Source organism: Sphingopyxis sp. HIX, from assembly GCF_001468285.1.
In the GTDB taxonomy this organism is placed as follows: domain Bacteria; phylum Pseudomonadota; class Alphaproteobacteria; order Sphingomonadales; family Sphingomonadaceae; genus Sphingopyxis.
The window spans coordinates 15,813-37,540 of the sequence record NZ_LNSB01000012.1 but is presented as its reverse complement, the minus strand read 5'-3'; the positions used below and the strand labels follow the sequence as shown (position 1 = coordinate 37,540).

Below are 21,728 nucleotides of genomic sequence, written 5' to 3'. Positions count from 1 at the left end.
CAGATGGCAATCGAAAGCGCAGTGCGCGAGATTGGCTATGTCGATCGCTGGTGGCTGTCGCGTGACGGTCTCGAGCTGTACGCGCGCGACTATGAAGCCGCGGCCGGCGCAGCGCGGTTGCCGGTGGTTTGCCTTCACGGACTTACCCGCAATTCGAGTGATTTCGAACTTCTGGCGCCGCAGCTTGCGGCCGAAGGCCGCCGGGTGATCGTGCCGGATGTCCGCGGCAGGGGCAAATCGGCAAGAAGCCCCGACGCGGGCCGCTACGCCGTCCCTACCTATGCTCGTGACTTGCTGGCGCTTCTCGACGCTCTGGGCATAGGCCGCGCGATATTTGTCGGAACATCTATGGGCGGGCTCATAACCATGGCGATCGGCGGGCTGCGGCGGCGGGTTATTGCCGCGGCGGTGTTGAATGACGTTGGGCCAGAGATTGCTCAGGAAGGAATCGATCGGATTACCGGTTACGCGGGGAAGGCAGAAGCCATCCAAAATTGGGATGAAGCGTCCGCCTATATGCAAAAGATCATGGCGGATGCTTTCCCGCAAGGCGGGCGCGCCGACTGGGATTTGATGGCCCGCCGTTCATTTCGTACCAAAGCGGACGGTAGCCTTGAGCTGGACTATGATCCGGAAATTCGAAAGCCGCTTAGCGACCAGCCTATCAAGCGCTCGACCTGGATCGCCTGGTGGCTCTTTCGAAGACTTGCCCGACGTCCGGTCTTGTTGATGCGGGGGGAGCTTTCGGATCTGGTTACAGCAGCGATCGCCGCGAAAATGCAGCGTTCGGCGCCATCTATCACGGTGGCCGAAATTGCAGGTGTCGGGCATGCTCCGATGCTAAGCGAACCGGACGCCGAGAAAGCTCTGTTCGAGTTCCTGCGACCGCTACCCTGATATTTCGCTCAGACCAGGCGCGCATCGGCATCACCGGTCGGCCTGGACGATCACCTCCTCGGGGGGTAGGCGAATCCGCTAACTCCCTCGCTCAGAGACAGCTGTTACTGCTGGCGCTCTTGGGTGCCCCCGATACGAGGCATCGCCCTAGTCTCACTTGGAACTAGCTTGGAACTAGCCTGCCATCGCCGACCGGCGCTCGTCACGCCTTCAGCGTGCTCATCGGCTGTGATATTTCCCCATATCCAGCGTCGGGCGGCAGGACCAATGTGCGTTCACCATTCGTCACGACGATTTCTGGCAGGACGGTCACCAGCTTTCGGGCATGGCATCGGGTCAGGCAGTCCGGTCCGCTGTTTCCGGATCGGCCTTTACGGAGATGCGGCCGCGCGATTGGGACTGGGATCGTTTGCTGGAAGGCGCGGGATGGCTGCACCTTTCGGGCGTTATCCCTGCGCTCGGACCGAAGAGTGCCGAGGCTGCGCTCGATGCCGTGACGCGGGCTCGCGCTGCCGGGATCGGGGTCTCGTTCGACGGCAATTGGCGCGGCCGGCTCTGGGAGCGCTGGCAGCCTGAACCGGCGGCGATACTGAAGCCGATCGTTGCACACGCAACCGTGCTGTTCGGCAATCATCGCGACGCCGGGCTGCTGTTGGGACGGGCCTTTTCGGGTGATGGAGAAACCCGGCGGCGCGAAGCGGCTCTGGGGTTGCTGGAGGCGTTTCCAGCCCTCGAATATGTTGCCTCGACGGCTCGCGAAATCATCGGGCCTGACGCGCACCGGCTCGTGGCCCGGGTCGATACGCGCGACGAGGGCGGTTCGACCGATTCGGTTCTCGTCGCGCCGGTGATCGACCGGGTCGGAACTGGCGATGCCTTTGCGGCGGGCGTGCTCGACGGACTGTGGGCGGGCAGGGGCCTCGCAGAAGCGGCGCGCGACGGCCTCTCGCTGGCAGTCCTCAAGCACGGCATTCGCGGGGATTTCGCGCCATTTTCACGCGCAGCCGTCGATGGCGCCTCCAATCATGCGCAGGATATCTCGCGCTAGAAGCTGCCCGCATGGCGGATCGGCGACGCGTGTAGCGCTCGCGAGGCGAGGAGCGGCGGCGTCGCTGCCAGCCATGGCACAAGCGGCCGAACCGGCGTCACAGGACCGCGGACGGGCGTAGCAGCCTCGATCGTCGTTCCAGGGCTCGAAGGCCTTGCCGATGAAAAATAATGTCCCCGCGTCCGGACCATCGCGCGCTGCGCCCTTGCGCCAGGGCAGCATTGCGCGCGGCCGAATGTCGCTCCTCGACACGGGCAGAGGGACCAGCCTTCCGCACCCTCACGAGTGCAACCGGACCTTCCGTGTCTGGACGAAGCCTGCCGGGCGCATACGCGGTGCCAATTTCGAACCTCGCAGCGGGAAGGGCGTCAGCCCATATTGCCGGTCATGGACCGGGCGCGCTTCGCCTCTCGATCGCTCTCGCTTCGCTCAGGGCCTCGATCGCGGCCTCCTCGACGATGCGCTGTCCGTTGTACCTCGCCGCGCTTGCGTCCCGGGAAATTATCGCCTCGACAATGGATCGCCAGGTCCTGGCAGAGGCGACCTGGCGGCTTTTCCTGAGGACCGTGGTCCATAGGATCGAAACCTGGCCCTCAAGCTCGGCCGCCAATCGTCCCACGGCAATGTTTCCTCCGGCAGCGAGCGTGACCATCGCCAGCGCCCGGCGGACAACGATATAGTTTCCGAGCGGACTATCCGGATCATGCGCGATTTCATCGAGAAGGGCGGCGCCCGCCCGCAGTTCATCATCGATCCAGTCCGGACGGTCCGGGGCGATTGCCGCTTCCGCCATCTGAACCCCCGATACGGTCGCACGGATCTCGAAAAGGTCGGCAACATCCCGTGCCGCAAATCGCTGGACGAATGCGCCGCGCCGCCCCTCGATATCGATGATGCCCTGGCGGTCCAGCGCGCGCAGTGCGTCCCGCACGGGTCCCCGGCTGACGCCGAATTCCTGGGCGAGCGGAAGCTCCCGCACCGCCTCCCCGGGTCTGATCTCGCCGAACTGGATACGTTGCAGGATCGCAGAGGCGAGTTGATCGGACGTCGAGGGCGCGGCCGTTGGCGACAACGAAAGCCGCTTCGCGATCCGGTCGAGATATGCGCGCGCCGAGGAAGCGGAGTCGCCGAGGTCGATGATTGGGCTGCCGACCGCGCGGGGCAATGAGGTCGCCTCGTCACGCGCGGGAGCGCGCGGAGAGCAATCCTCGAAACTGGCGTTGAGCGCGGCTTCGTCGAACGCCCCGCGAGCAACGCTGGCAGCGAATTGCGCGACGGCGTCCGGGGCGATCGCGCCGAAACCGCCACGGCCGATGACGCTTTGCAGCGCCAGCCGCTGCAGGACGTGCGTCAGTCGCTCGCTTCCGGCGGCTCGCCCGATCAGGTCGATATTCGTTCGCAAGGCCAGATATCGCGGCCAGCGGGCTGACGGGGTCCTGAGGACGGGCGCTGGCGCGACCACTTCGCGCCCCGCAGCCTTTCGGCCTGCCATCCCGAGCAGTGCAAGCCAGATCGGCCGGATGTCGGACGGGTCAACATGATCGGGACGTATCAGCGTTGCGCCCCGGCGCGCGGAGAGCGTGAGCGCGCCGAGCTTGTCGAGGCGATGAAGGGCTTCGCGCGCCTGCGCGTGCGTTACGCCCGCCTGGTCGACAATCCAACGCTCGGTTATGCGCGCGCCAGCGACGAGAGCGCCTTCGATAATCCGTTCGAGGGCAACGAATACGACATCGTCCGGAGCGAGGCGATTGTCCGCGACGCGTCCCACTGGTTTAGGCTCGACCACTGTTTTCCCCTACAAGGAGGCTATATGTCGATATGCAGCGACATTACTAGTCCCCGCGGAAGCGCCCCGCGCGCTTCTCCAGAAAGGCGGCGACCCCCTCACCGAAATCGTCGGTGAGCGACGTGAGGAGAAACTGGTCGCGGTCCATGAAGCTTGCCGCGGCGCTCAGCGCATTGGCGCTGGCGTTGATCGCCTCCTTGGTCATGCGCGCCGGTAGTGGTGGAAGCGCTGCGACACGCTCGGCCCATTGCCTTGCCTCGGTCAGGGCCTCGCCTTGCTCGGCCGAGCGGTCGGCAAGCCCCCACGCCAGGCACTCCGATACATGGGCAGGCTCTCCGAAGAGCGCGAAAGCCTTTGCCCGTGCCGGCCCGATCAGAGCGACCAGCCTTGGCAGGGTCCCCCAACTCATGTTCATGCCGAGTGGCACTTCCGGAAGCCGCATCATCGCGCCCGCTGCCATGATGCGGAAGTCGCACGCGAGTGCGAGTGCGCAGGCCCCGCCGACACAATAGCCTTCGATCGCAACGATCGTCACTGCCTCGATCGCTTCCCATGCGCGGCACAGATCAGGACCCGCGCGCGCGGCATCGCGCCGCTCGAGGAGCGTAGCTGAAGCTCTCGGTTCGGCCTTGAGGTCGATGCCAGCGGAAAAGAAACTGTCGGTGCCCGTCAAGATAACGGCGGAAATGTCGGATCTCCGACCCAGGGTTCGCGCGGTATCCGTCAAGGCGGAAAGCGTTTCCGCGTTCAGGGCGTTTCGCGCTTCCGGCCTGTCGATCCGAACGACGGCTATCCCGCCATCTTCCTCGATACGCAGCATCTTGTCTCTCCTTGTCAGCCTGGCGCGCGGTACGCAATGGGATGTGGGTATTGGCGAGAACCCGCAGGCGGCCTGGCCGGGTTCCGCTGCGATCCGTGCCGTAAGATTTCGATCATATGCAGGCGTGCGCGCGCCGCCGGCGGCCGCGCGGCCTGATCGTCCACCCCGAATATTCAGCGACAGGACAAGCACGCCGGGCGGCAGGCAAAGGGCTGCCTCTTGCCCCGCCTCGCGGGGCAATTCGACGAACGCCAGCCAATATCAATCCAGCCCGAGCTGACGAAGGACGGCGCCAATGGCGTCGAGCTGCCGCTCCGCGAAGCGGTTGGCCCCGGCGGGCGGGTCACGAAAGACAAACCAGTTGTCGGCCTTTGCGTCATAGGGCGCCCACGCCGAGCACAAGGGCGACGCCGAGGGCTTGCCCCCCGTCGCGAAGGCGGCGAAACATCCGTTCACGCCTTTTGCGAAGGACAAGTCCCGCTCCGTGCGCGGGATCTGCGCCAGCGATGCGGACATGTCGAAAACGAACGGGATCTCGCCCGCATGGTTCACGCCCTTTTGCTGGGCGCGAAGGCCCTCCGGCAGATAGTCGAAATAATAGAGCCAGACCGGCGCGCGCCGCTGCTGCGCCCTCGCGATCGCACGCGCAGGATAAAGAAAGATCACATCGCCATACAGCCTGCGGGCAAAGTCGCCGCGATTTGTCGTCGCAGACCCGTAAGCGTCCGCGATGACCGGCCCGCGGCCCCCGAGAAGCGCCAGCACCTGCTCGTCCTTCATACCCCAGCTGTCGACCAGGCTGCCCTCGTTGCTGTTGACGCCGATCAAGAGGGGCACATTCGCCGCACGCCCCGCGCGAATTGCGGCGAGCGGAGGTTCCGCCACCTCTGCACCTCCCGGTACCGCGCCGAAACCCGGCTCCGGCCGGGGAACGGCAGCATCGAAGAACCGCTCCGCCGGCAAGGCACGCAGCGCATCGGCAGTCGCGTCCTTCAGGCCGAGGGCCGCGGCGATCCCCTGTCCGGCCTTTGTGGCGTCCCCGGCGTCCTTGCGAGCCGGAAGCCCCCCGCCGGACTGCACGATCGCTTGCGCGAAGAGGCCGCGTGCCGAAGGAGCGGCGAGCAGGTTCAGGACTGCGCCGCCGCCCGCGCTCTCTCCGAACATGGTGACGCGCGCCGGGTCGCCGCCATAGGCCGTTATATTGTCCTTGACCCATTTGAGCGCGGCAATCTGGTCGAGAAGACCATAGTTGACGAGGTTGCCGCCGCCCTCCTTGAGCGCGGGATGACCGAAAAAGCCGAGATAGCCCAGCCGATAGTTGATCGTCACCAAGACGATGCCGCGCCGCGCGAAGGCGGCTCCATCGTAGAATGGCTCGGATCCCGACCCGAACATGTTCGCCCCGCCATGGATCCAGACCATCACCGGGGCATTCTTCGCATCGGCCGGGCGCCAGATATTGAGCGTGAGGCAGTCTTCGCTTTGGGGGCTGGAGGCGAGAACGCGCGCGGTGGCCGGAGCCTTCTGGACGCAGACCGGGCCGAAGGCGGAGGCGTCGCGGACGCCCGTCCAGTGCGGCTGATCACCGGGCGGGCGCCATCGCATCGGTCCCAGCGGCGGCGCCGTATAGGGGATGCCCTTGAACATCTCTATGCCATTGTCGCTTCGGCCCTCGACCACGCCCTGCGGCGTGTCGCGTCGAACCGGCTCGGACGCGCTGGCGGGTGCGGCGGCGAGCAGCACCGATATGAGGATCTTATGCATCGTCGTTTCCTTTGGTTCGCAAAAAGCGGGCGGCCATGAAATAGGCGATGCAGGCCAGCACGTTGAATATGAAGACCCCCGCGAGTGCCAGTCCCAGGCCGGCCTCGCCCATTGCCGGCGTCAATGCGTCGCTGGCGACGCCGATCGCAACCGGCCCCAGTCCGAGCCCGACAATATTCTGGGCGAAGATCATCAGCGCTGCGGCGCTGGCCCTCGCGCCCGGGTCGGCGACGCCCTGCACCAACGCATAGGTCGAAGGCTGGTAGAGCGCGTTCAGAAATACCGCCAGCGTGACGCCGGCGATGGCCAGCGCAACATTGTCCGTGAGGAAAGCCGGCGCTCCGACGAGCGCCGCGATCAGCACCGTGATCGATGGCCACCAGCCGAGCCAGCGCCTGTCGCGCCGGGCCAGCCAGTCGCCTGCCAGTCCGCCCGAGAAGCTCCCCAGCGCACCGGCGACTGCGCCGAGGCCGCCCAGAGCCAGGCCTGCGGTGGCGAGCGGCATGTCATGACCCCGCACGAACCAGACCACCGCCCACGCACCGAGCCCGTACGTCACGACAAGATGCAACGCGGAACCGGCAATGCACCAGGAGAAGGCGGGGTTGGTAAGGAGCCTGCGATAGACGCTCCAGGCCGTCGCGCCGCGCGGTGCGACGGTTCGGGGCGGCTCGCGGACGGTCAGGCGAACGAGCAGGGCGAGAAGCAGGCCCGGAATTCCGATTGCAGCGAAAGCCCACCGCCAACCATATTCCTGTGCCACATAGCCTCCGAGCGCCGAGGCGAGAAAGCCGCCCGCCGAGATGCCGGTCACGAGCACCGCGAACGCCGTAGCACGGTAGCGCTCATCGACTTCGTCCGCGATGAGCGAATGCGTGCAGGGCGCGTAACCCGCTTCTCCTGCCGCGACGCCCGCGCGCGCGAAGAGCAGCGACCAGAAGCCCGTAGCGGCGCCGCACAACGCGGTCATCCCGCTCCAGAAGGCAAGGCAGATCGCGAGAATGTTTCGGCGGTTGAAGCGGTCGGCCAGCCGCGCGATGGGTAGGCCAAGCGGCGGATAGATCAGCGCAAACGCAGTGCCGCCGAGCAGCCCGAGCAGCGTATCGGAAAGGCCAAACTCGCGTTTGATCGGCTCCGCGACGATACCGATGATCTGGCGGTCGGCCATGTTGAGGGTCGAGACCAGGAACATCAGGAAGAGGAAATAGGCGAGACGGCCCGTCCAGGTTCCGGATTTCGCAATCGATGCCATTGCCACCCCCGCTTCACCTATTTGTCTTCGGGCCCATTGGGGCCGCGTGAAAGATTCCTATAGCCAATGTCGATTATTGACAATACACAAGCCGAATGATCCAGACCGACTCCGTTCGCACGACGCCGGTTACCGGGCCTTCGGTTTGGCTTTCGGCGGATATCGAAAGCGACCGGAGCTGGATCGTCGAATTGTCCCCGGCGGACCGGGCCGAGGCCCTGGCAGCTCTCGCCGATGTCAACCGGATGGGCGTCGCGCGCGACGAGATTGGGCCCGAGACTTTCCGGCTGCCCGGTTTTGCGCGCCGGCTCGACGCGATCATCGACCGGATCGAAGGGGGGCCGGGCTTTGCGCTCCTGCGCAATGTCCCGATCGAGGGGCTCGAGCTTGCCGATGTCGAACGGCTGTTCTGGGGCATCGTGAGCCATATGGGCTATCCCGAGCCGCAAGACGCCAGCGGGAAGCGACTGCATCACGTCCGCGCCGAGCAGAGTTTCGCCGACGAAGCCGAAGCGCGTACCGCCTTTCGCAGCAGCAATATCCGGGGCTATCAGACGAACGTCGAGCTGCAGTTCCACGGAGACGGGTCCGACGCCCTGTTCTTTCTCTGCCGCAACGCGGGAAAATCGGGCGGTCATAGCCGCATCGTGAGCGCCGGGGCGGCCTTCAATGCCGTCATTGCCCGCGACCCCGGTCTTGCGCTCGTCCTTCAGCGTGAATTCTATTTCGATACCCGCGGCGAACTTGGCCCCGAACGGCCGGTGCAGGCCGTGCCCATCTTCGCTGAGCATCGCGGGTTGCTGAATATTCTGCACAAGCGCGGCTATATCGATCTCGCGCAAGCCATGCCCGGTGTCCCGCGTTTGACGGCGCAGCAAGTCGCCGCGCTCGACGCGCTCGATGCGGCGCTGAACGACCCGGCGCATTTTTTCCAGTTCGTGATGGTCCCCGGAGACCTTCAAATCGCCAATAACTACACCGTCCTTCATGCCCGGACTGCGTTCGAGGACCATGTCGAGCCGGAACGCAGACGGCACATGCTGCGGATCTGGGCGACGATGCGCCGCAAGCGCCGGTCGCTGCCGCCGTCGTTCCGAACCACGCGCGAATTCATGGCCAGCCAGCGGCGGCGCGAGGAGCTGGACGATGATGTACAATAGCGATCCTCCGCCGACCGCGGGCGATCGCCTGCCTCCCTCGCTGCCGCGGCGAACGCCCTTGGGCCGGACGGAGATCGGCCGGCGACCGGGCCGCGCAGCATGGCACCGAAGCCGGCACCTGAAGGCTGAATTCCGATGGCGCACTACCGCTTGTGAAAAAATAAAATTATCGATAATAATGCCTCTCGCAATCATCGATTTCCGGCAAACATTGTGCCAACACGATGGACCCGGAACGGAATTCGAGCGGAGCTTCATGGCGAGAAATACTGGCGACGATGATAGCGCGCCGACCCAGGACAGGGTGATCGCGCGTCTCTTGATAGATGACATCGTGGCCTGGCGCATTCCGCCGGGAGCCTGGATCCGGGAGCGCGAGATAGCCGCGCGCTTCGCGGTCAGTCACGCCCCCGTGCGCGAGGCGTTCAGGCAGGTCGCAAACATAGGTCTCCTGAAGGTCGTCCCCTGGCGCGGCGCCTTCGTGATCGATCTCGACCAACATGCCGCTGACGAGGTTTACGAGCTCTGGAAGGCGCTGTTCGGCGTGGCCTGCCGCCTTGCCTGCGCGGAAATGAGCGACCGCGACGGCCGCGAACTCATGCATCGCCTTGTCGAATACAAGGACGTCACATTGCGCACCGAAAATACGTTCGAGCATCTCAACGTCTCGAACCGCATCGGCCGCTTCATCGCGAAGCGCAGCAATGCGCCGCTCGCTCTCGAACTTCTCGACCGCGTCGCGTTGCTCGCGCGATGGCAGCATAATGTCTACACCAACAGCTATATCGAGACCCATGGCAACGAGGCCGCGCGGCGCTCGGCCGCGCTCTACGAGACGCTATGCCGCCATATCGTGGCCCGCGACGGCGATGCCGCCGACGCGGCCGCACGCGCGCTGATCGGTGTGACGCAGGAGAGCTTCGAGCAGGCCCTCGAGGAGTATAAGGCGCGCCACGCAAAGCCGAGAGCGAGCCGTCGCCGCGCGAAGTCGGCGTGACCCGCGTCCGGACCGATCGGCGGACGCTGCTCAAGGCCGGGCTCGCCGCTCCGCTGGCGTTCGAGGCAACGAAAGCTGGCGCTGCAACCGGGGGTGAAGCGATGTTCGGGCCCGAAAGACTGTTGGCGGACGTCAGAACCTATGCGGAAGCCGGCAACAAGAGGTCGGGCGGAGCTGGAGACCGCTGGACGGCCGACTGGACCGCGAAGCGCCTTGAAGTGGCGGGCTTCAACGTCGAACGGCAAGGATTCGAGGTGCCCTGGTTCGATGGCTCCGTCTGCGAGCTCGCCTTCGGCGATATCAAGATCGGGCTCACGGCGCAGCCGCTGGCTGCCGTAACCGAGCCCCGGGGGGTTCAAGCGGCGCTGCGGCTGGCCGAAACCGGCGGGCGGCTCGACGGCGCGATCGCGGTTATCCGGCTCCCGTACCGCCGTTGGTCGAGTTTGCTGGACCGGGCCGTGCGCGAGCCACTGGCCGACGCTCTCGCGCGTGGAGCCAGCGGGGTTATCCTCGTCACGACCGGCCCGAGCGGGGAGGCGCTTCTGCTGAATGCTCCCGCGGACGGGCCATTTTCCGACAGGCCGATAGCCCTCCTCGCGCCGCGTCATGCGGCGCCCGTGATCGAAGCGGCTCGCCACGGCACGCGCGCGAGCCTCACGATAACGGGCGACGGGGGCGTTCGCCGGGCGGACAATATAATAGGGCGTGTCGAACGCGCCGGCCGCCGCTGGATCGTCGTCTCGACCCCCCGTTCGGGCTGGACCGATTGCGCCGGCGAACGGGGTCCCGGGATCGCCGTCTGGTTGGCGCTGGCAGACTGGATGCCGCGTATTTTCACCGGTCACAGTCTGCTGTTCCTCTGCAACAGCGGACATGAGTATGAGAATCTCGGAGCCAGCCACGTCGTCGAGAGCATCGGGCCGCCGCCGGCCGAGACCGACCTCTGGCTCCACCTCGGAGCCAATGTCGCCACGCGCGACTTTCAGGAAACGCCGTCCGCGCTTCTGCCGCTGCCGAGCGCGGATCCCTACCGCTTCCTGATGACCTCGGCGGACTTCGTCGATCGCGCGCGCGCGATCTTCAAGGGGCAACCCGGACTCGAGATGGCCTATCCGTCTTCGCAGGGCGTGGCGGGCGAACTCGCCGAGGTCATCGGCGCCGGCTATGTTCGGCATGCCGGCGTGTTCGGCGCCCACAGACATCATCATGCGGCGACCGATACGCTGGACGTCGTCGCCTCCGAGCCGCTTGCCGCTACGGCACGCGGGATCCGCGATTTGATCTCCGCGCTGGTTCCGGCACATCGCTGATTAGCGAGGCGAGGCGGGCAGAATCGGCTTGACAGAATTGTATCGATGTTCAAAATTATCGATAATAATGAGAAATGACATGGGAGGGATTTATGGGACGCTACGCGTGCACCTTGTTTTGTTCGGCCGCCCTTTGGGTCGTCGGCGCCGATCCGGCTCTGGCCCAGGAAAGCGACCCGCCCGCCCCGGCTGACACCGCGTCGGCAGCCGTCGATGACGGCTCGATCGTGGTTACGGCGAGGCGCCGCGAGGAGCGGCTCGCCGACGTCCCGACAGCGGCCTCGGTCATCGACGCAGCCTCGCTTGCAGATCGCGGTGGCGCGACGTCGACCCCCGAACTCCTGGCCGATCAGCCGAGCGTTCGTTTCAACAACCTCAACTCGTCGCTGACCTCCGAAATTTCCATTCGCGCATCGTCGACGGCGCGGGCGACGAACGGCGATCCGAGCATCGGTCTCTACCGCAACGGGGCCTATATTGGCGGCGGCCCCGTCGGCGGCCGCAACTTCTCGCGGCTCGACATGCTCGATATCGGCCGCGTCGAGGTGCTGCGCGGGACGCAGGGTGCCCTTTACGGCCGGAACGCGGTCGGTGGCGCGATCAACATCATTTCGGCACAGCCGGAGTTCGATCTCTCGGGGTGGGCGAGCGCACGCTATGCCTTCGAGAACAACAGCCTCCAGCTGCAGGGCGCAGTCAATGTGCCGCTTGGCGAAGGCGCTGCGCTGCGCATAAGCGGCGACCTTGTCGAGCAGGACAAGGGCTTTTTCTACAATCCGGACAACGACGTATATTTCGATCGGCAGAAGGGCCACGGTCTGCGCGGCCAGCTCCGCCTTCGGCGCGGTCCCGTCGATGTCGTGCTTCTCGCCGAGACGCAGCGCCTCACGACGCCCAGCATCCACTACCAGATCTTCATCCCGGCCGGCACGCCGGGCTTTCCGGGAGGTTATATCCAGGACCGCTTCAGCTATCCCTGGAGCACCGCCCCGCGAGCCATTCAGGACATCGACGGGTTGCAGGCCCTGGTGCGCGTCGATCTGGGCGGCGCCGAGCTCAGTTCCACGACCAGTTTCCGCAAACGCCATTCAGAATATGACCTCGACAACGACGCGGTCAGCCCGGCCGAGCTGGCGCGTGCGCGGGCAGCGGGCCAGGTCGGCGCGCTGACGCCGATCGATCCCAGCAGCGGGTCGTTTGTGATCGATACCACCGACAGCTTCTCGCAGGACATTCACGTCAACGGATCGGGCGGGCGCTTCGCCTGGCTCCTCGGCGCGGAGGCGCTGATTCTCGACAGCGATTTCTCGCTGACCACGACGCGGACGCCGACGCTCGCCAACCCGTCGCCGGGCAACATCGCGCCGTCGCGCCTCCACTTCGAAAGCTATGCGGCTTACGGGTCGCTCGGCTTCGACATCACCGACACGATCAACATCACGGGCGAACTTCGCTACACCAGCGACAGCCGGTCGATCACGGCGCGGCTCTACGATCTGGCGACCGGCCTCCCGACCGGCGGGCCGAGCCGCATTATCGACGGGAAGCTGAGCGACGACAATCTTTCCTACAATGCGACCCTGTCGTTCAAGCTCACGCCGAACGTGCTGGCATATGGCAAGGTGGGAACCAGCTACCGCGCCGGCGGCTTCAACACCCGCCTGTCGGATCCGCGCGCGCCGAGCCCTGTTCAGGTACCGTTCGGGAGCGAGGGGAGCCGGAGCTATGAAGTCGGCATCAAGGGCAGCCCCCTTCGCCGCGGCTACTTCGCGATCGCCGGCTATTATACCGAGCTGGATGATCTGATCGCCCAACTCGACGATGGCTGCGCGCTGACAAACCCGACCTGCCCGGTGGCCGCCGTAACCTATCTCGCCAATGCAGGCGATGCGAAAAGCTGGGGCATCGAAGCGGAATATTCGCAGGGCTTCGATCTCGGGGAGGGCAATGGCCGCCTCGCGCTCAGCGGGTCGCGTCAGGGCGGGAAGGTCAAGAGCGGACGCTATGACGGGCTCGACCTTGCCCAGGTGCCGGACTGGCTCGCCTCGGCCAATCTCAACCTTCGCTATCCCGTCGCCAAGGATGTCGCGCTGACGAGCAATGTCCTCGTGAGCGGTCAATGGGGCGGCAAGCAGGAGCTGACGGCCACATCGGTCGATCTTGACGATTATGTTCTGGTGAACTTGCGCGTCGGCGTACAGTTCGGGAAGGTCAACATCAGCGCCTTCGCCAACAACCTGTTCGACAAGCTCTACTATGTCGCCCAGGCCCCCACGATCAATCGCTACAGCCAGCCGCGCGTAATCGGTGTCGAGGGTCGCATAACCTTCTGACACGGCACGGCGGAGGAGGCCTTCGCACCTGGCAGCAGAAATGAGGAGGCCGAATTGCGGCTGAGCTTATCATTGGGACTTTGCCTGGCAGCCGGCTTGCTCTGTCCCGCGTCCGCCTTCGCAGGCGACGCGGGGCCGGCGGTCAGCCTCGCACAGGGCAGGCTCGTCGGCAGCAGCGCATCGGGGATCGACCGCTTCTACAACATCCCGTTTGCCGCCGCCCCGACCGGGAGCCTGCGCTGGCGTCCGCCCCAGCGCGCGGGCGCGTGGAAGGGCACCCGCGATGCTTCACGGCCGGGACCGGCCTGCCCGCAGCGGGTCGTGCCCGCCCTCGTCGCCGGCGGTGTCGCGGACTTTCAGTCCGAGGACTGCCTCCAGCTCAATGTCTGGCGGCCGAAGGACGCGCGCAAACTCCCGGTCATGGTCTGGATCCACGGCGGCGCCCATGTTCTCGGATCGGGTGTCTTTCCGGCCTTCGACGGCTCCGCCTTCGCGCGCCAGGGCGTGGTTCTCGTCACCATCAACTACCGTCTCGGTGCGCTGGGATATTATGCTCACCCCGCGCTCAGCGCCGCCAGGCCAAAGGGTGAAGCGCTCGCCAACTATGGTCTCATGGACCAGCTGGCGGCGCTGCGCTGGGTCCAGGCGAATATTTCGGCCTTCGGCGGAGATCCGAAGCAGGTAACGCTGTTCGGAGAGTCGGCCGGCGCGATCGGCGTAACGACGATCCTCGCGCAGGAGCAGGCCAAGGGGCTCTTCGCGCGCGCGATCGTCCAGTCGGGTGTCGGCCTCCTCGACCCGCGCCCGCTCGCACAGCAGGAAGCCCTCGGCGCCGCGTTGGCGGTCCGGGCCGGAGCCAAACCCGGAGCATCGGCAGCCGATTTGCGCGCGCTTCCCGTCGCCGCGCTGGTCTCCGCAAGCGAAGTCCGGTCACCGGGGGAGATGACAGGCCCCATACTCGACGGGACGCTCATTCGCGAAGCCCCCTGGCGGACGCTCGCCAAGGGCGAACCGGTCGATGTACCGCTCCTCGTCGGCGCGAACAGTAACGAGGCCAGCGTGATCGTCGCAATGGGTGTGCCGCCCGCGATGGCGATGGTCTATCTCGGCGCCGACCAGGCGGGGGGGCGGTCAGCCTATGGCGCTGGTCTCGCCGAAGACGAACTTGCACGCCAGATCCTCGGCGACGCCTGGTTCGTCGGGCCGGCGCGGTGGCTGGCCGCACGCACGGCCCGGGGCAAGCCCTCCTTTCTCTATCATTTCGACTATGTCGCGGCCGGTCGTCGCTCGCAGGCGAAAGGTGCCGCGCATGGCTCCGAAATTCCCTATCTGTTCGGATCGCTGGACTATTTTGCATCGCTCGCGGGACCGATCGGCGAAGAGGACCGCCGGTTCGGCGCCGCTATGTCCGAATGCTGGGTGGCTTTCGCAAAATTCGGAAATCCGCGCTGCGCGCTCGTCCCGGATTGGCCGCGTTATGACGCGGCTGACGACCGTCTGGCCCTGCTCGCTGCGAACCCGGTCGTGGCTTCCGGCTTTCGCAAGGCGCAGATCGATCATCTTCTGAAGGTGCATGCCGAAGCATCGGGCACTGCTCCATAGCGCCCACGGGTCCGCGGGCTCCGTTTCGACGACGTGCAACGAAGCTGGGAGAGAGAATATGGTGCAGAGGAGAATATTGGTCTGGGGCGCCGCCGGTGCCGCCTTGATCGGCGCGGGCGCGATTGCCGCGCAATCCGTCTTTAGTCAGAGGGAGGAGGACGGCGCCCGCCCGATGGTGCAGCTGCCTCCCCAGGCCCCCATGGCCCGGGCATCCGGCAGCGCAACCGCCGCGGCACCCGCTGCGAGCGCCAGCCTGTCGACCACGGTCGGAGGCTATACCTATGACTGGACGGCGCTGGAAGCCGCGATCGAAGCCGACACGGAGGTCGCGAACGGCTTCTTCATCGTCGGCAACGCGAACGATCCGGAATATCTGTTCACCCATGAGAAGGGGAGTTTCGGGATCGATCGCGTAACCCCGCTCGCCTCGGCTTCGAAATGGATGGCCGGAGCGCTCGCCATGCGAATGGTCCAGTCGGGTATCGTCACGCTCGAGGATCCCATGGCCCCGGCGCTTGCCTTCTGGACGACGAGCGGTACGAAGAAGAACGTCAAGCTGAAGCACACATTGTCCATGACCTCGGGCTTCAATGCGAGCCCGCTGGTCGGCGGATGCCAGCTTCTTCCGACCTGGACGCTCTACAATTGCGCGAAAAGCATCCATGACCTGCGCTACGACAGCCTGAGGCCAGGCAATGCGCCTGGCGCCCAGTACAGCTACGGGCCGCACGGTATCCAGATCGCGGCCGCCTATCTCGAGGCGAAGGACACCAGTATCCAGCCCGGGACGAGCCCCGCGCGTCAGCGCAATTTCCACGAGCTGTTCAGCCAGCACGTGACAACGCCGCTCGGCATGACCTCCACGGTCTGGTACGATCCAGGCGGAAGCGCCCCGACCAATCCGTGGATTGCCGGCGGCGCCTACTCGACGCCGCGCGATTATGCGAAGCTCCTGCGCGCCCTTCTGAGCGGCACATTCGTCACCGACATGACTGCCTTCACGCAGCAGCGAACGGCTGGCCTGCCGCGGCTGTTCGTTCCGTCCGGCGCGACCAACTGGGAATATGCGCTCGGCTCCTTCGTCGAATGCGATACCCCAGCGGCCTGCGCGACCTCGAAGATCAATTCCTCGCCAGGGGCCTATGGATGGACCGGATGGATCGATCGCCAGACCGGCTATTATGGCCTGATCGCCACGGAAATCTCGACCGGCGGCGACCGCAAGGGCGTCGAGCTCGAGCAGGTGATGCAGGATTTGATCGAAGTTGCGATCGCGAACCGTACTCCGGCTCCCTGACCTCACCTCCGAGGGAGCAATACCTCGGCGCGGCGGCGGCAGCCGCCGCGTCGTCCTTTAGCATCAATCGTGGGCCAGGCGCGCATCATGACGTTTACCAGGCGCGACATGATCCGCTTTGCCGCCGCCGCTGCGGTCATTCCCGTTGGTGAGCCGGTCGCCGCGGTGACCGCGGACGAGGATCGCTTCGCAGCCTTCTGCGCCGGCTTTCCGCTTTTCGAGTTCGCCCGCACCGCCTATGTTTCGGCTAGGCCGCGGACTGCGGGAGGGGCCTGGATTCTCAACAGGCCGATGAGTCGGCGCAGCCTGTCTGATCCCGCCATGCGGCAAATAACCGCCGTCAACAATGATTGCCTCGTCACCAATGCCCGAATTGATCTCTCGGGCGGCCCGGTCGTTGTCGAGATACCGGACATTCCGGACCGTTATTTCAGCACGGCGTTCATGGATGCCTTCACCGATAACTTCTTCTTTGCAGGTACACGGGCGTCGGGAGGCAGGGGCGGACGGTTTGCCATTCTGCCGCCAGGCTGGCCGGATGACGCGGTTCCCGAGGGTGCCTATCCCGTTCGTGCCGCGACTTCGGACGTCTGGATGTTGATCCGCATTCTGATCGACGGACCCGAAGATGTCGCTGCGGTCAATGCGCTTCAGGACGCCATCCGGATCGAGGATGCGGCAACCCGCAAGGACGGACCGATCCTGCCGGTCGAGCCAGGTGACATAGCCGATGCCGGAAATTTCCTCGCGGTGGTGAAGGCGATGCTCGATCGATGCGACCCCGGAGACCCGCGTGCACTAAGAGCAAGGCGGTTTCCCGAGTTCTCGGGCGCCATGCCGCCTGCACAAGATTGGCCCGCGCCCCTGCTTCGGTCGTGGCGCACCGCGATTGCCGACGGGCTGACCCGGCTAGCCGCCGCGTCGTCCAATGAGCGGAGAATTGATGGCTGGAGCTACTCCGCCGACGCGACGGGCGACTTTGGGGAAAACGAAGAGGAGCGAGCGCGTGTCGCACTCGTGGGCCTCGCCGCCTTGCCGCCGGAGGAGGCGCTCTACGCTCACGGGCTCGCTGACGATCATGGCGAAGCTCTGCGAGGCGACCGGAACTACCGTCTCCGCCTGCCACCCGGGGGCGTTCCGGTGAAGGCCTTCTGGTCGCTCACAATGTACAGTGAAGAGGCTGACGGTCGGCTGTATCTCGTTCCCAATCCCATTTCCCGCTATTCGATAGGTGACCGAACCCGGTCGATCCGTCCCAATCGCGATGGCTCGATCGACATATTGTTTCAGCGCGAAGCGCCTGAGGCGGCCATGGCCGGTAACTGGCTGCCAACACCCGGCGGTGCCTTCCGGCCGCTTTTTCGGGGCTATCTCGCGCTGCCCGCTCTTCGTTCGCTCGCATGGCGGCTCCCGGCGATCGAGCGCGTTGCCTGACCATTTCATCTAGGGGTCGCGACGTTGGCCGTCGGGTTGCGCCCCGAAACGCCCCTGAACCGTGAGCCACCGGTGCGCGGGCGTCCCGCCACCCCGGGGTGGTGGCAGCAGGTCGCCTCAGCGGCCGCGGCTGTCGATCGCCGCCACGCGCATTGCGATCAACGCCCGGCTCTTGCGTGAAATCCCCCACAGCACGCCCGGCTGGCTTTCGTCCCAGTCGATCGCCTGTCCCTCGGCCTCCATCGGCACGGTCGCAATATGGTCGAGCGTTGCGCCCCCTTTGGGCAGCCGCGTGACATAGAGTTCGGGCAGATCGTGTCCCGACAGCCACAGATTTCCATCGGGCCCGAAGCCGCCACCCGAAATGCTCATCGGCGCGATCCGTTCGAGGATCGTCGCGGGCAGCGCCCAGCTTTCGGTGCGGCGCCACTCGGGATCGAATTTGACCAGCGTGGTATAACGGTGGTCGCGCGGCGGCTCGCCGCCCTTGGCGTCATAATTGGCGAACATGCCCCACCAGTGGCCGTCGTGCCAGTCGATCCAGGTGAGCGAACCGGTGCCCTGTCCCAGCGACACCGTGCGCTTGTGAGCGAGCGTGAGGGGATCGAAGATTTCGACCGAGCTGGCCTGCGGTACCGCCGGGAAGTTCGACGCCGCGCACACCAGCTCGCCTTTGAGCAGGGCGCAGCTGTTGATGTGCGGATAGCGCGCGGGGTCGCCCTCCCACAGTGTCACGCGCTCGCCGGTCTTGCGGTCGTAGCGGGCGATCGTCCAGTTCGCGACGGCGTAGATGCCCGCGGGGCCGGCCGCCACACCCTGCCGCGCTTCGGCGGCGGGGATGCGGCGGACGGTCTCGGCCGCCTCGCCCTGCGGAACCGCGGCGGCAGGCGTCGCTGCGGTCGAGGCGAGGAGCAGAAGCGCACCGAGCATCAGAAGTTCGCCGCCACGCCGAACCAGAAGGTGCGGCCATATTCGGCCGATTCCTGGAGATAGGCTTGCCCCGGGCCGACGAGTTCGCGGCGCCCCTTGTTCGTGAGGTTCTGCCCCTCGGCGTAAAGCGTGACGTTCGGCGTCAGGCGGAAGTTGAGGTTCGCGTCGAGCGTGCCGCGGCTCTTCCAATATTGATCGGCATTCGGGATCGTGTCGTTGATCGTTTCGAGGAAGCCACCGATGTAATTGTAGGACAGCCGGCCCTCGAACTTGCCCTTCTGGTAATAGACCGACGCGTTCCAAACCGTATCGGGCTGCAGGAACAGGCCCGTCACGCGCGGACCGACGCTGGTCAGGAAGGTGAACTTCGTATCGAGGAAGGTCGCGTTCGCGCTGATGCCAAGGCCGTCGAACGGATCGGGCAGGAAGGTCAGCGCCTGCTGAAGGTTCAGCTCGAGCCCCTTGATCGTTGCACTCTCGGCGTTGCGCGGTTCCGAGACCAGCACATCCTCGACCCCACGGCCCACGTCGATCCGCTCGACGTTGGACAGGGTGAAGATCTCGTTGTTGATCTTCTTGTGGAACAGCGCGGCCGAGATAACGCCGTCCTTCGGATAAAATTCGAACGACAGGTCGAAGCCGCGGCTTTCGCGGGGCTTCAGCCCGGGGTTGCCGCGCGACAGCGTCGGCTGGCTGCCATCGAAGCTGAGTGCTTCGGTCGCGGCGATCGAGCCGTAATCGGGACGGCCGATCGTGTTGGTATAGGCCCCGCGGATGACGAAGCGGTCCGCGACGTCCCAGCGGATATGGAAGCTCGGCAACCAATTGTCATAGCTGCCGTCAGTCGTGACCTCGGTCAGCGTCGATCCGACTGCGCGGAAGGCGTTCGAGGAAATCTCGGTGCGTTCGTAGCGCAAACCGCCGAGCAAGGTGATATTGCCAATGCGCGTGCTGCCCTGAAGATAGGCGGCATAGACATCTTCGCTGACGTCGTAATTGCCCGCGACCGACGCGACCGTCGTCGTGAAGTTGGCCTTGTTCGCTTCGTAGAAAGCGGGGAAAGCGTCGGCGTCGATGCGGATCGGGATGTAGAATTGATCGCGGATCGCCTTGGTCGGACCGTCGGTGACGACCTTGTCGAGCGTGTAGGTAAAGCCGGTCGCAGCGCGATAATCGGTGCGCGGGTTGCTGTTCTCGCGGTCGGTCAGACGAACGACGCCGCCCGTCTTGATCTTGAACCCGCCGTCATAGCTGTCGTCGCCATATGTCAGGTTGAGACGGAACTGGCCGCTCTTCTCCAGCGATTTCTGAAGGTCGCTGCGTTGCTGCTGAAGGTAGAAGTTGGTCGGGTCGACCGCGGCAGCAGCGTTCGTCGGGGTGAACACCGGATAAAAGTCCGACGTGTCATAGTGAAAGGCATAGCGCGTACCATCGGCGTCGCGGGTACGGAATTCGATGCTTTCATTGGGAACGCGCAGGCGGCCGAGCGAGAAGACGGCGTCGCCGTCGACCTTCAGCTTCTCACCGGCATCCCAGTCGAAGGCGGTGCGGCCGAGCGCGACGAGGCGCTTCGTGATCGGCTGGTTGAGCTGGATGATGATGCGGCCGCGCGCGAAATCGCCGCTGGTCGGCGTCTGGTTCGCGACGTTGCCGATCGGTTCGATACGATATTCGATGCGCTCTTCGTCGTCCTCGGTGCGCGCAACGACACCCGACAATTCCCAGCGAAAGCGATCCGACGGGCGCCATTCGATCTTCACATTGCCGCCGGTGCGCTGTTTGGTGTTGTTGTACCAGAAGAGTCGGTGCTGGGTCGGCACCTGAATGCCGTTGCCGTTTGCCGCGCCCGAGTTCACCGGCGCGCCGGCCGCCGTATATTCGCGGACCGACGGGCTCGCGACCTCGATCTGCGGGATGTCGTAGTCGAGCTGTTCCTGGCTGGCGCCGATGACGATGCCCCATTCGTCGTTCGCACCGAAGGTCGTGCCCGCGGCGAAGGCCAGGCGATAGGACGGCTTGCTGTTCCGCACGTCCCCATTCTGCTCGTAGACGCCATAGGATGCGACGCCGTTGAAAAAGGCCCGCTTTGCGTCGAATGCGCTGCGCGTCGCGATGTTGATGATGCCGCCGATCGCATTGGCGTCATTCTCTGGCGTCACCGTCTTGATGACCTCGATCCGCGCCGCCATCACCGAGGGGATGATGTCGAGCGGCACCGTGCGGCCAGTCGAGTCCACGCCCGACACCAGCGCGCCGTCGACGGTCGTGCGGTTGTAGGTCGACTGGAGCCCGCGAAGCACGGGGAAGCGCGGTTCGCCTTGGTCTTCCTGCACCGACAAGCCCGGGATGCGGCGCAGCGCGGCGGCGGTATTATGGTCGGGGAGCTTGCCGATGTCGTCCGACGAGATCGCGTCCATCACGATGAAGGCATCTCGCTTTTCGGCCGTCGCCTCATATTGCGCGCGGCGCTGGCCGGTGACGACGATGGAATCGCCATCTGGGTCGGCCGCCCCGTCGACGGGTTCGGTCTGGGCGAGAAGCGGTAAAGGAACCAGGGCCGCGGTGAATAGGAGTGCGGCCCGCAGGTTCGGGAGAGAATGATTCATGGTTGTGGTCCCCGCCAGCAATGTCGCCTCGGCCAGTAGGGCCGGGTTGCGACACGTCGGAGAAGGAGCCGCGTCAGTAACGAGAAGGAAATATAACAGCGATTGTCATCAATCCTCGATCGCAGCGCCCAACGCCTGCGTAGCGGTCTCCAGGCGCCGGCCGGGACGGGGCGAGGGATGCTGGGCCGCGGCGGGGCAGTTGCATATATATTGTGCGGCCCTGCCGGTGTCGCGGCGCCTCCGGCAGCTCGGCGCAGCGTCCCCTCGATGCGCTGGCCGCACGACCGCCGCCACCCTGCCTTGCTACGTGCTGCCGATGCAACATGCGACCTGCTGCCCATTCTCTTCGACATTGCCAATCGGCAAGTCAGGTCGATTATTGACAAGCTGGCGGCGAGCCTGTCTGCTTCCGATCCGCGCTGGGATATTGTCCGGCTTGGCCTGCCCGAGACGACCGGACCCTGTACCAGAAAGCAGAGCTGAGCAGCGAGC

16 protein-coding genes are annotated in these 21,728 nt (G+C 65.4%); 10 read left to right on the top strand and 6 right to left on the bottom strand.

Going from position 1 to position 21,728, the window contains the following annotated elements; translation table 11 throughout:
- The first annotated feature begins 3 nt into the window (after positions 1–3).
- Positions 4–897, top strand: coding sequence for an alpha/beta fold hydrolase (locus ATE62_RS07715; RefSeq protein WP_058807244.1), 894 nt, complete (start codon positions 4–6; stop codon positions 895–897).
- A gap of 325 nt (positions 898–1,222) precedes the next feature.
- A complete protein-coding gene (locus tag ATE62_RS07710; RefSeq protein WP_082662667.1) occupies positions 1,223–1,945 on the top strand; it encodes a PfkB family carbohydrate kinase in 723 nt (240 codons plus the stop codon).
- A 385-nt stretch (positions 1,946–2,330) separates the two neighbouring features.
- Here the strand turns inward: ATE62_RS07710 and ATE62_RS07705 are convergent, their stop codons facing one another.
- From ATE62_RS07705 to ATE62_RS07690, 4 genes are all read right to left on the bottom strand, one after another.
- Positions 2,331–3,731, bottom strand: coding sequence for a GntR family transcriptional regulator (locus tag ATE62_RS07705; RefSeq protein WP_058807246.1), 1,401 nt, complete (start codon positions 3,729–3,731; stop codon positions 2,331–2,333).
- A 46-nt stretch (positions 3,732–3,777) separates the two neighbouring features.
- Positions 3,778–4,551, bottom strand: a complete 774-nt coding sequence (locus ATE62_RS07700; protein ID WP_058807247.1) for an enoyl-CoA hydratase/isomerase family protein — start codon at positions 4,549–4,551, stop codon at positions 3,778–3,780.
- Between the two features lie 261 nt (positions 4,552–4,812).
- Positions 4,813–6,315 carry a carboxylesterase/lipase family protein gene (locus ATE62_RS07695; RefSeq protein ID WP_058807248.1) on the bottom strand — a complete coding sequence of 501 codons (1,503 nt, stop codon included), beginning with the start codon at positions 6,313–6,315 and terminating at the stop codon, positions 4,813–4,815.
- On the bottom strand, positions 6,308–7,567 hold the full coding sequence (locus ATE62_RS07690) for a spinster family MFS transporter (RefSeq protein ID WP_058807249.1): 1,260 nt from the start codon (positions 7,565–7,567) through the stop codon (positions 6,308–6,310). The genes ATE62_RS07695 and ATE62_RS07690 overlap by 8 nt, the downstream gene beginning before the upstream one ends.
- Before the next feature lie 95 nt (positions 7,568–7,662).
- Here ATE62_RS07690 and ATE62_RS07685 point away from each other — a divergent pair, with 95 nt between their 5' ends.
- The 7 genes from ATE62_RS07685 to ATE62_RS07655 all read left to right on the top strand — a co-directional run bounded on the left by ATE62_RS07685 (position 7,663) and on the right by ATE62_RS07655 (position 17,700).
- Entirely contained in the window at positions 7,663–8,727 is a 1,065-nt protein-coding gene (locus ATE62_RS07685) for a TauD/TfdA family dioxygenase (RefSeq protein ID WP_058807250.1), read from the top strand.
- Positions 8,714–9,724 carry a GntR family transcriptional regulator gene (locus ATE62_RS22810; RefSeq protein ID WP_194953772.1) on the top strand — a complete coding sequence of 337 codons (1,011 nt, stop codon included), beginning with the start codon at positions 8,714–8,716 and terminating at the stop codon, positions 9,722–9,724. The genes ATE62_RS07685 and ATE62_RS22810 overlap by 14 nt, the downstream gene beginning before the upstream one ends.
- Positions 9,721–11,034: a hypothetical protein gene (locus ATE62_RS07675; protein WP_058807252.1), complete on the top strand. Its 1,314-nt coding sequence runs from the start codon at positions 9,721–9,723 to the stop codon at positions 11,032–11,034. The genes ATE62_RS22810 and ATE62_RS07675 overlap by 4 nt, the downstream gene beginning before the upstream one ends.
- Before the next feature lie 92 nt (positions 11,035–11,126).
- Positions 11,127–13,367 (top strand): TonB-dependent receptor, encoded by a 2,241-nt coding sequence (locus ATE62_RS07670; protein ID WP_058807253.1) that lies wholly within the window; start codon positions 11,127–11,129, stop codon positions 13,365–13,367.
- Between the two features lie 54 nt (positions 13,368–13,421).
- The gene (locus ATE62_RS07665) at positions 13,422–14,969 is read left to right on the top strand and encodes a carboxylesterase/lipase family protein (protein ID WP_082662664.1); all 1,548 of its coding nucleotides are present in this window, start codon (positions 13,422–13,424) and stop codon (positions 14,967–14,969) included.
- 58 nt (positions 14,970–15,027) lie between these two features.
- The gene (locus ATE62_RS07660; protein ID WP_197411622.1) at positions 15,028–16,266 is read left to right on the top strand and encodes a serine hydrolase domain-containing protein; all 1,239 of its coding nucleotides are present in this window, start codon (positions 15,028–15,030) and stop codon (positions 16,264–16,266) included.
- A gap of 87 nt (positions 16,267–16,353) precedes the next feature.
- Positions 16,354–17,700: a DUF1254 domain-containing protein gene (locus tag ATE62_RS07655; protein ID WP_058818482.1), complete on the top strand. Its 1,347-nt coding sequence runs from the start codon at positions 16,354–16,356 to the stop codon at positions 17,698–17,700.
- A gap of 117 nt (positions 17,701–17,817) precedes the next feature.
- Here ATE62_RS07655 and ATE62_RS07650 read toward each other — a convergent pair whose 3' ends face one another.
- Together ATE62_RS07650 and ATE62_RS07645 are read right to left on the bottom strand one after the other, a co-directional pair.
- On the bottom strand, positions 17,818–18,630 hold the full coding sequence (locus tag ATE62_RS07650) for a hypothetical protein (protein ID WP_058807257.1): 813 nt from the start codon (positions 18,628–18,630) through the stop codon (positions 17,818–17,820).
- Positions 18,630–21,236, bottom strand: a complete 2,607-nt coding sequence (locus tag ATE62_RS07645; RefSeq protein WP_058807258.1) for a TonB-dependent receptor — start codon at positions 21,234–21,236, stop codon at positions 18,630–18,632. Before ATE62_RS07645 ends, ATE62_RS07650 begins: the two co-directional genes overlap by 1 nt.
- Before the next feature lie 267 nt (positions 21,237–21,503).
- Here ATE62_RS07645 and ATE62_RS23235 point away from each other — a divergent pair, with 267 nt between their 5' ends.
- Positions 21,504–21,719, top strand: a complete 216-nt coding sequence (locus tag ATE62_RS23235) for a hypothetical protein (RefSeq protein WP_156420461.1) — start codon at positions 21,504–21,506, stop codon at positions 21,717–21,719.
- The last annotated feature ends 9 nt before the right edge of the window (positions 21,720–21,728 follow it).

Coding starts and splice junctions, on each gene's coding strand:
- ATE62_RS07715 (WP_058807244.1), top strand. CDS start 4: ATGGCAATCGAAAGCGCAGTGCGCGAGATTGGCTATGTCGATCGCTGG.
- ATE62_RS07710 (WP_082662667.1), top strand. CDS start 1,223: ATGGCATCGGGTCAGGCAGTCCGGTCCGCTGTTTCCGGATCGGCCTTT.
- ATE62_RS07700 (WP_058807247.1), bottom strand. CDS start 4,551: ATGCTGCGTATCGAGGAAGATGGCGGGATAGCCGTCGTTCGGATCGAC.
- ATE62_RS07695 (WP_058807248.1), bottom strand. CDS start 6,315: ATGCATAAGATCCTCATATCGGTGCTGCTCGCCGCCGCACCCGCCAGC.
- ATE62_RS07690 (WP_058807249.1), bottom strand. CDS start 7,567: ATGGCATCGATTGCGAAATCCGGAACCTGGACGGGCCGTCTCGCCTAT.
- ATE62_RS07685 (WP_058807250.1), top strand. CDS start 7,663: ATGATCCAGACCGACTCCGTTCGCACGACGCCGGTTACCGGGCCTTCG.
- ATE62_RS22810 (WP_194953772.1), top strand. CDS start 8,714: ATGATGTACAATAGCGATCCTCCGCCGACCGCGGGCGATCGCCTGCCT.
- ATE62_RS07670 (WP_058807253.1), top strand. CDS start 11,127: ATGGGACGCTACGCGTGCACCTTGTTTTGTTCGGCCGCCCTTTGGGTC.
- ATE62_RS07660 (WP_197411622.1), top strand. CDS start 15,028: ATGGTGCAGAGGAGAATATTGGTCTGGGGCGCCGCCGGTGCCGCCTTG.
- ATE62_RS07655 (WP_058818482.1), top strand. CDS start 16,354: ATGACGTTTACCAGGCGCGACATGATCCGCTTTGCCGCCGCCGCTGCG.
- ATE62_RS07650 (WP_058807257.1), bottom strand. CDS start 18,630: ATGCTCGGTGCGCTTCTGCTCCTCGCCTCGACCGCAGCGACGCCTGCC.
- ATE62_RS07645 (WP_058807258.1), bottom strand. CDS start 21,236: ATGAATCATTCTCTCCCGAACCTGCGGGCCGCACTCCTATTCACCGCG.
- ATE62_RS23235 (WP_156420461.1), top strand. CDS start 21,504: ATGCGCTGGCCGCACGACCGCCGCCACCCTGCCTTGCTACGTGCTGCC.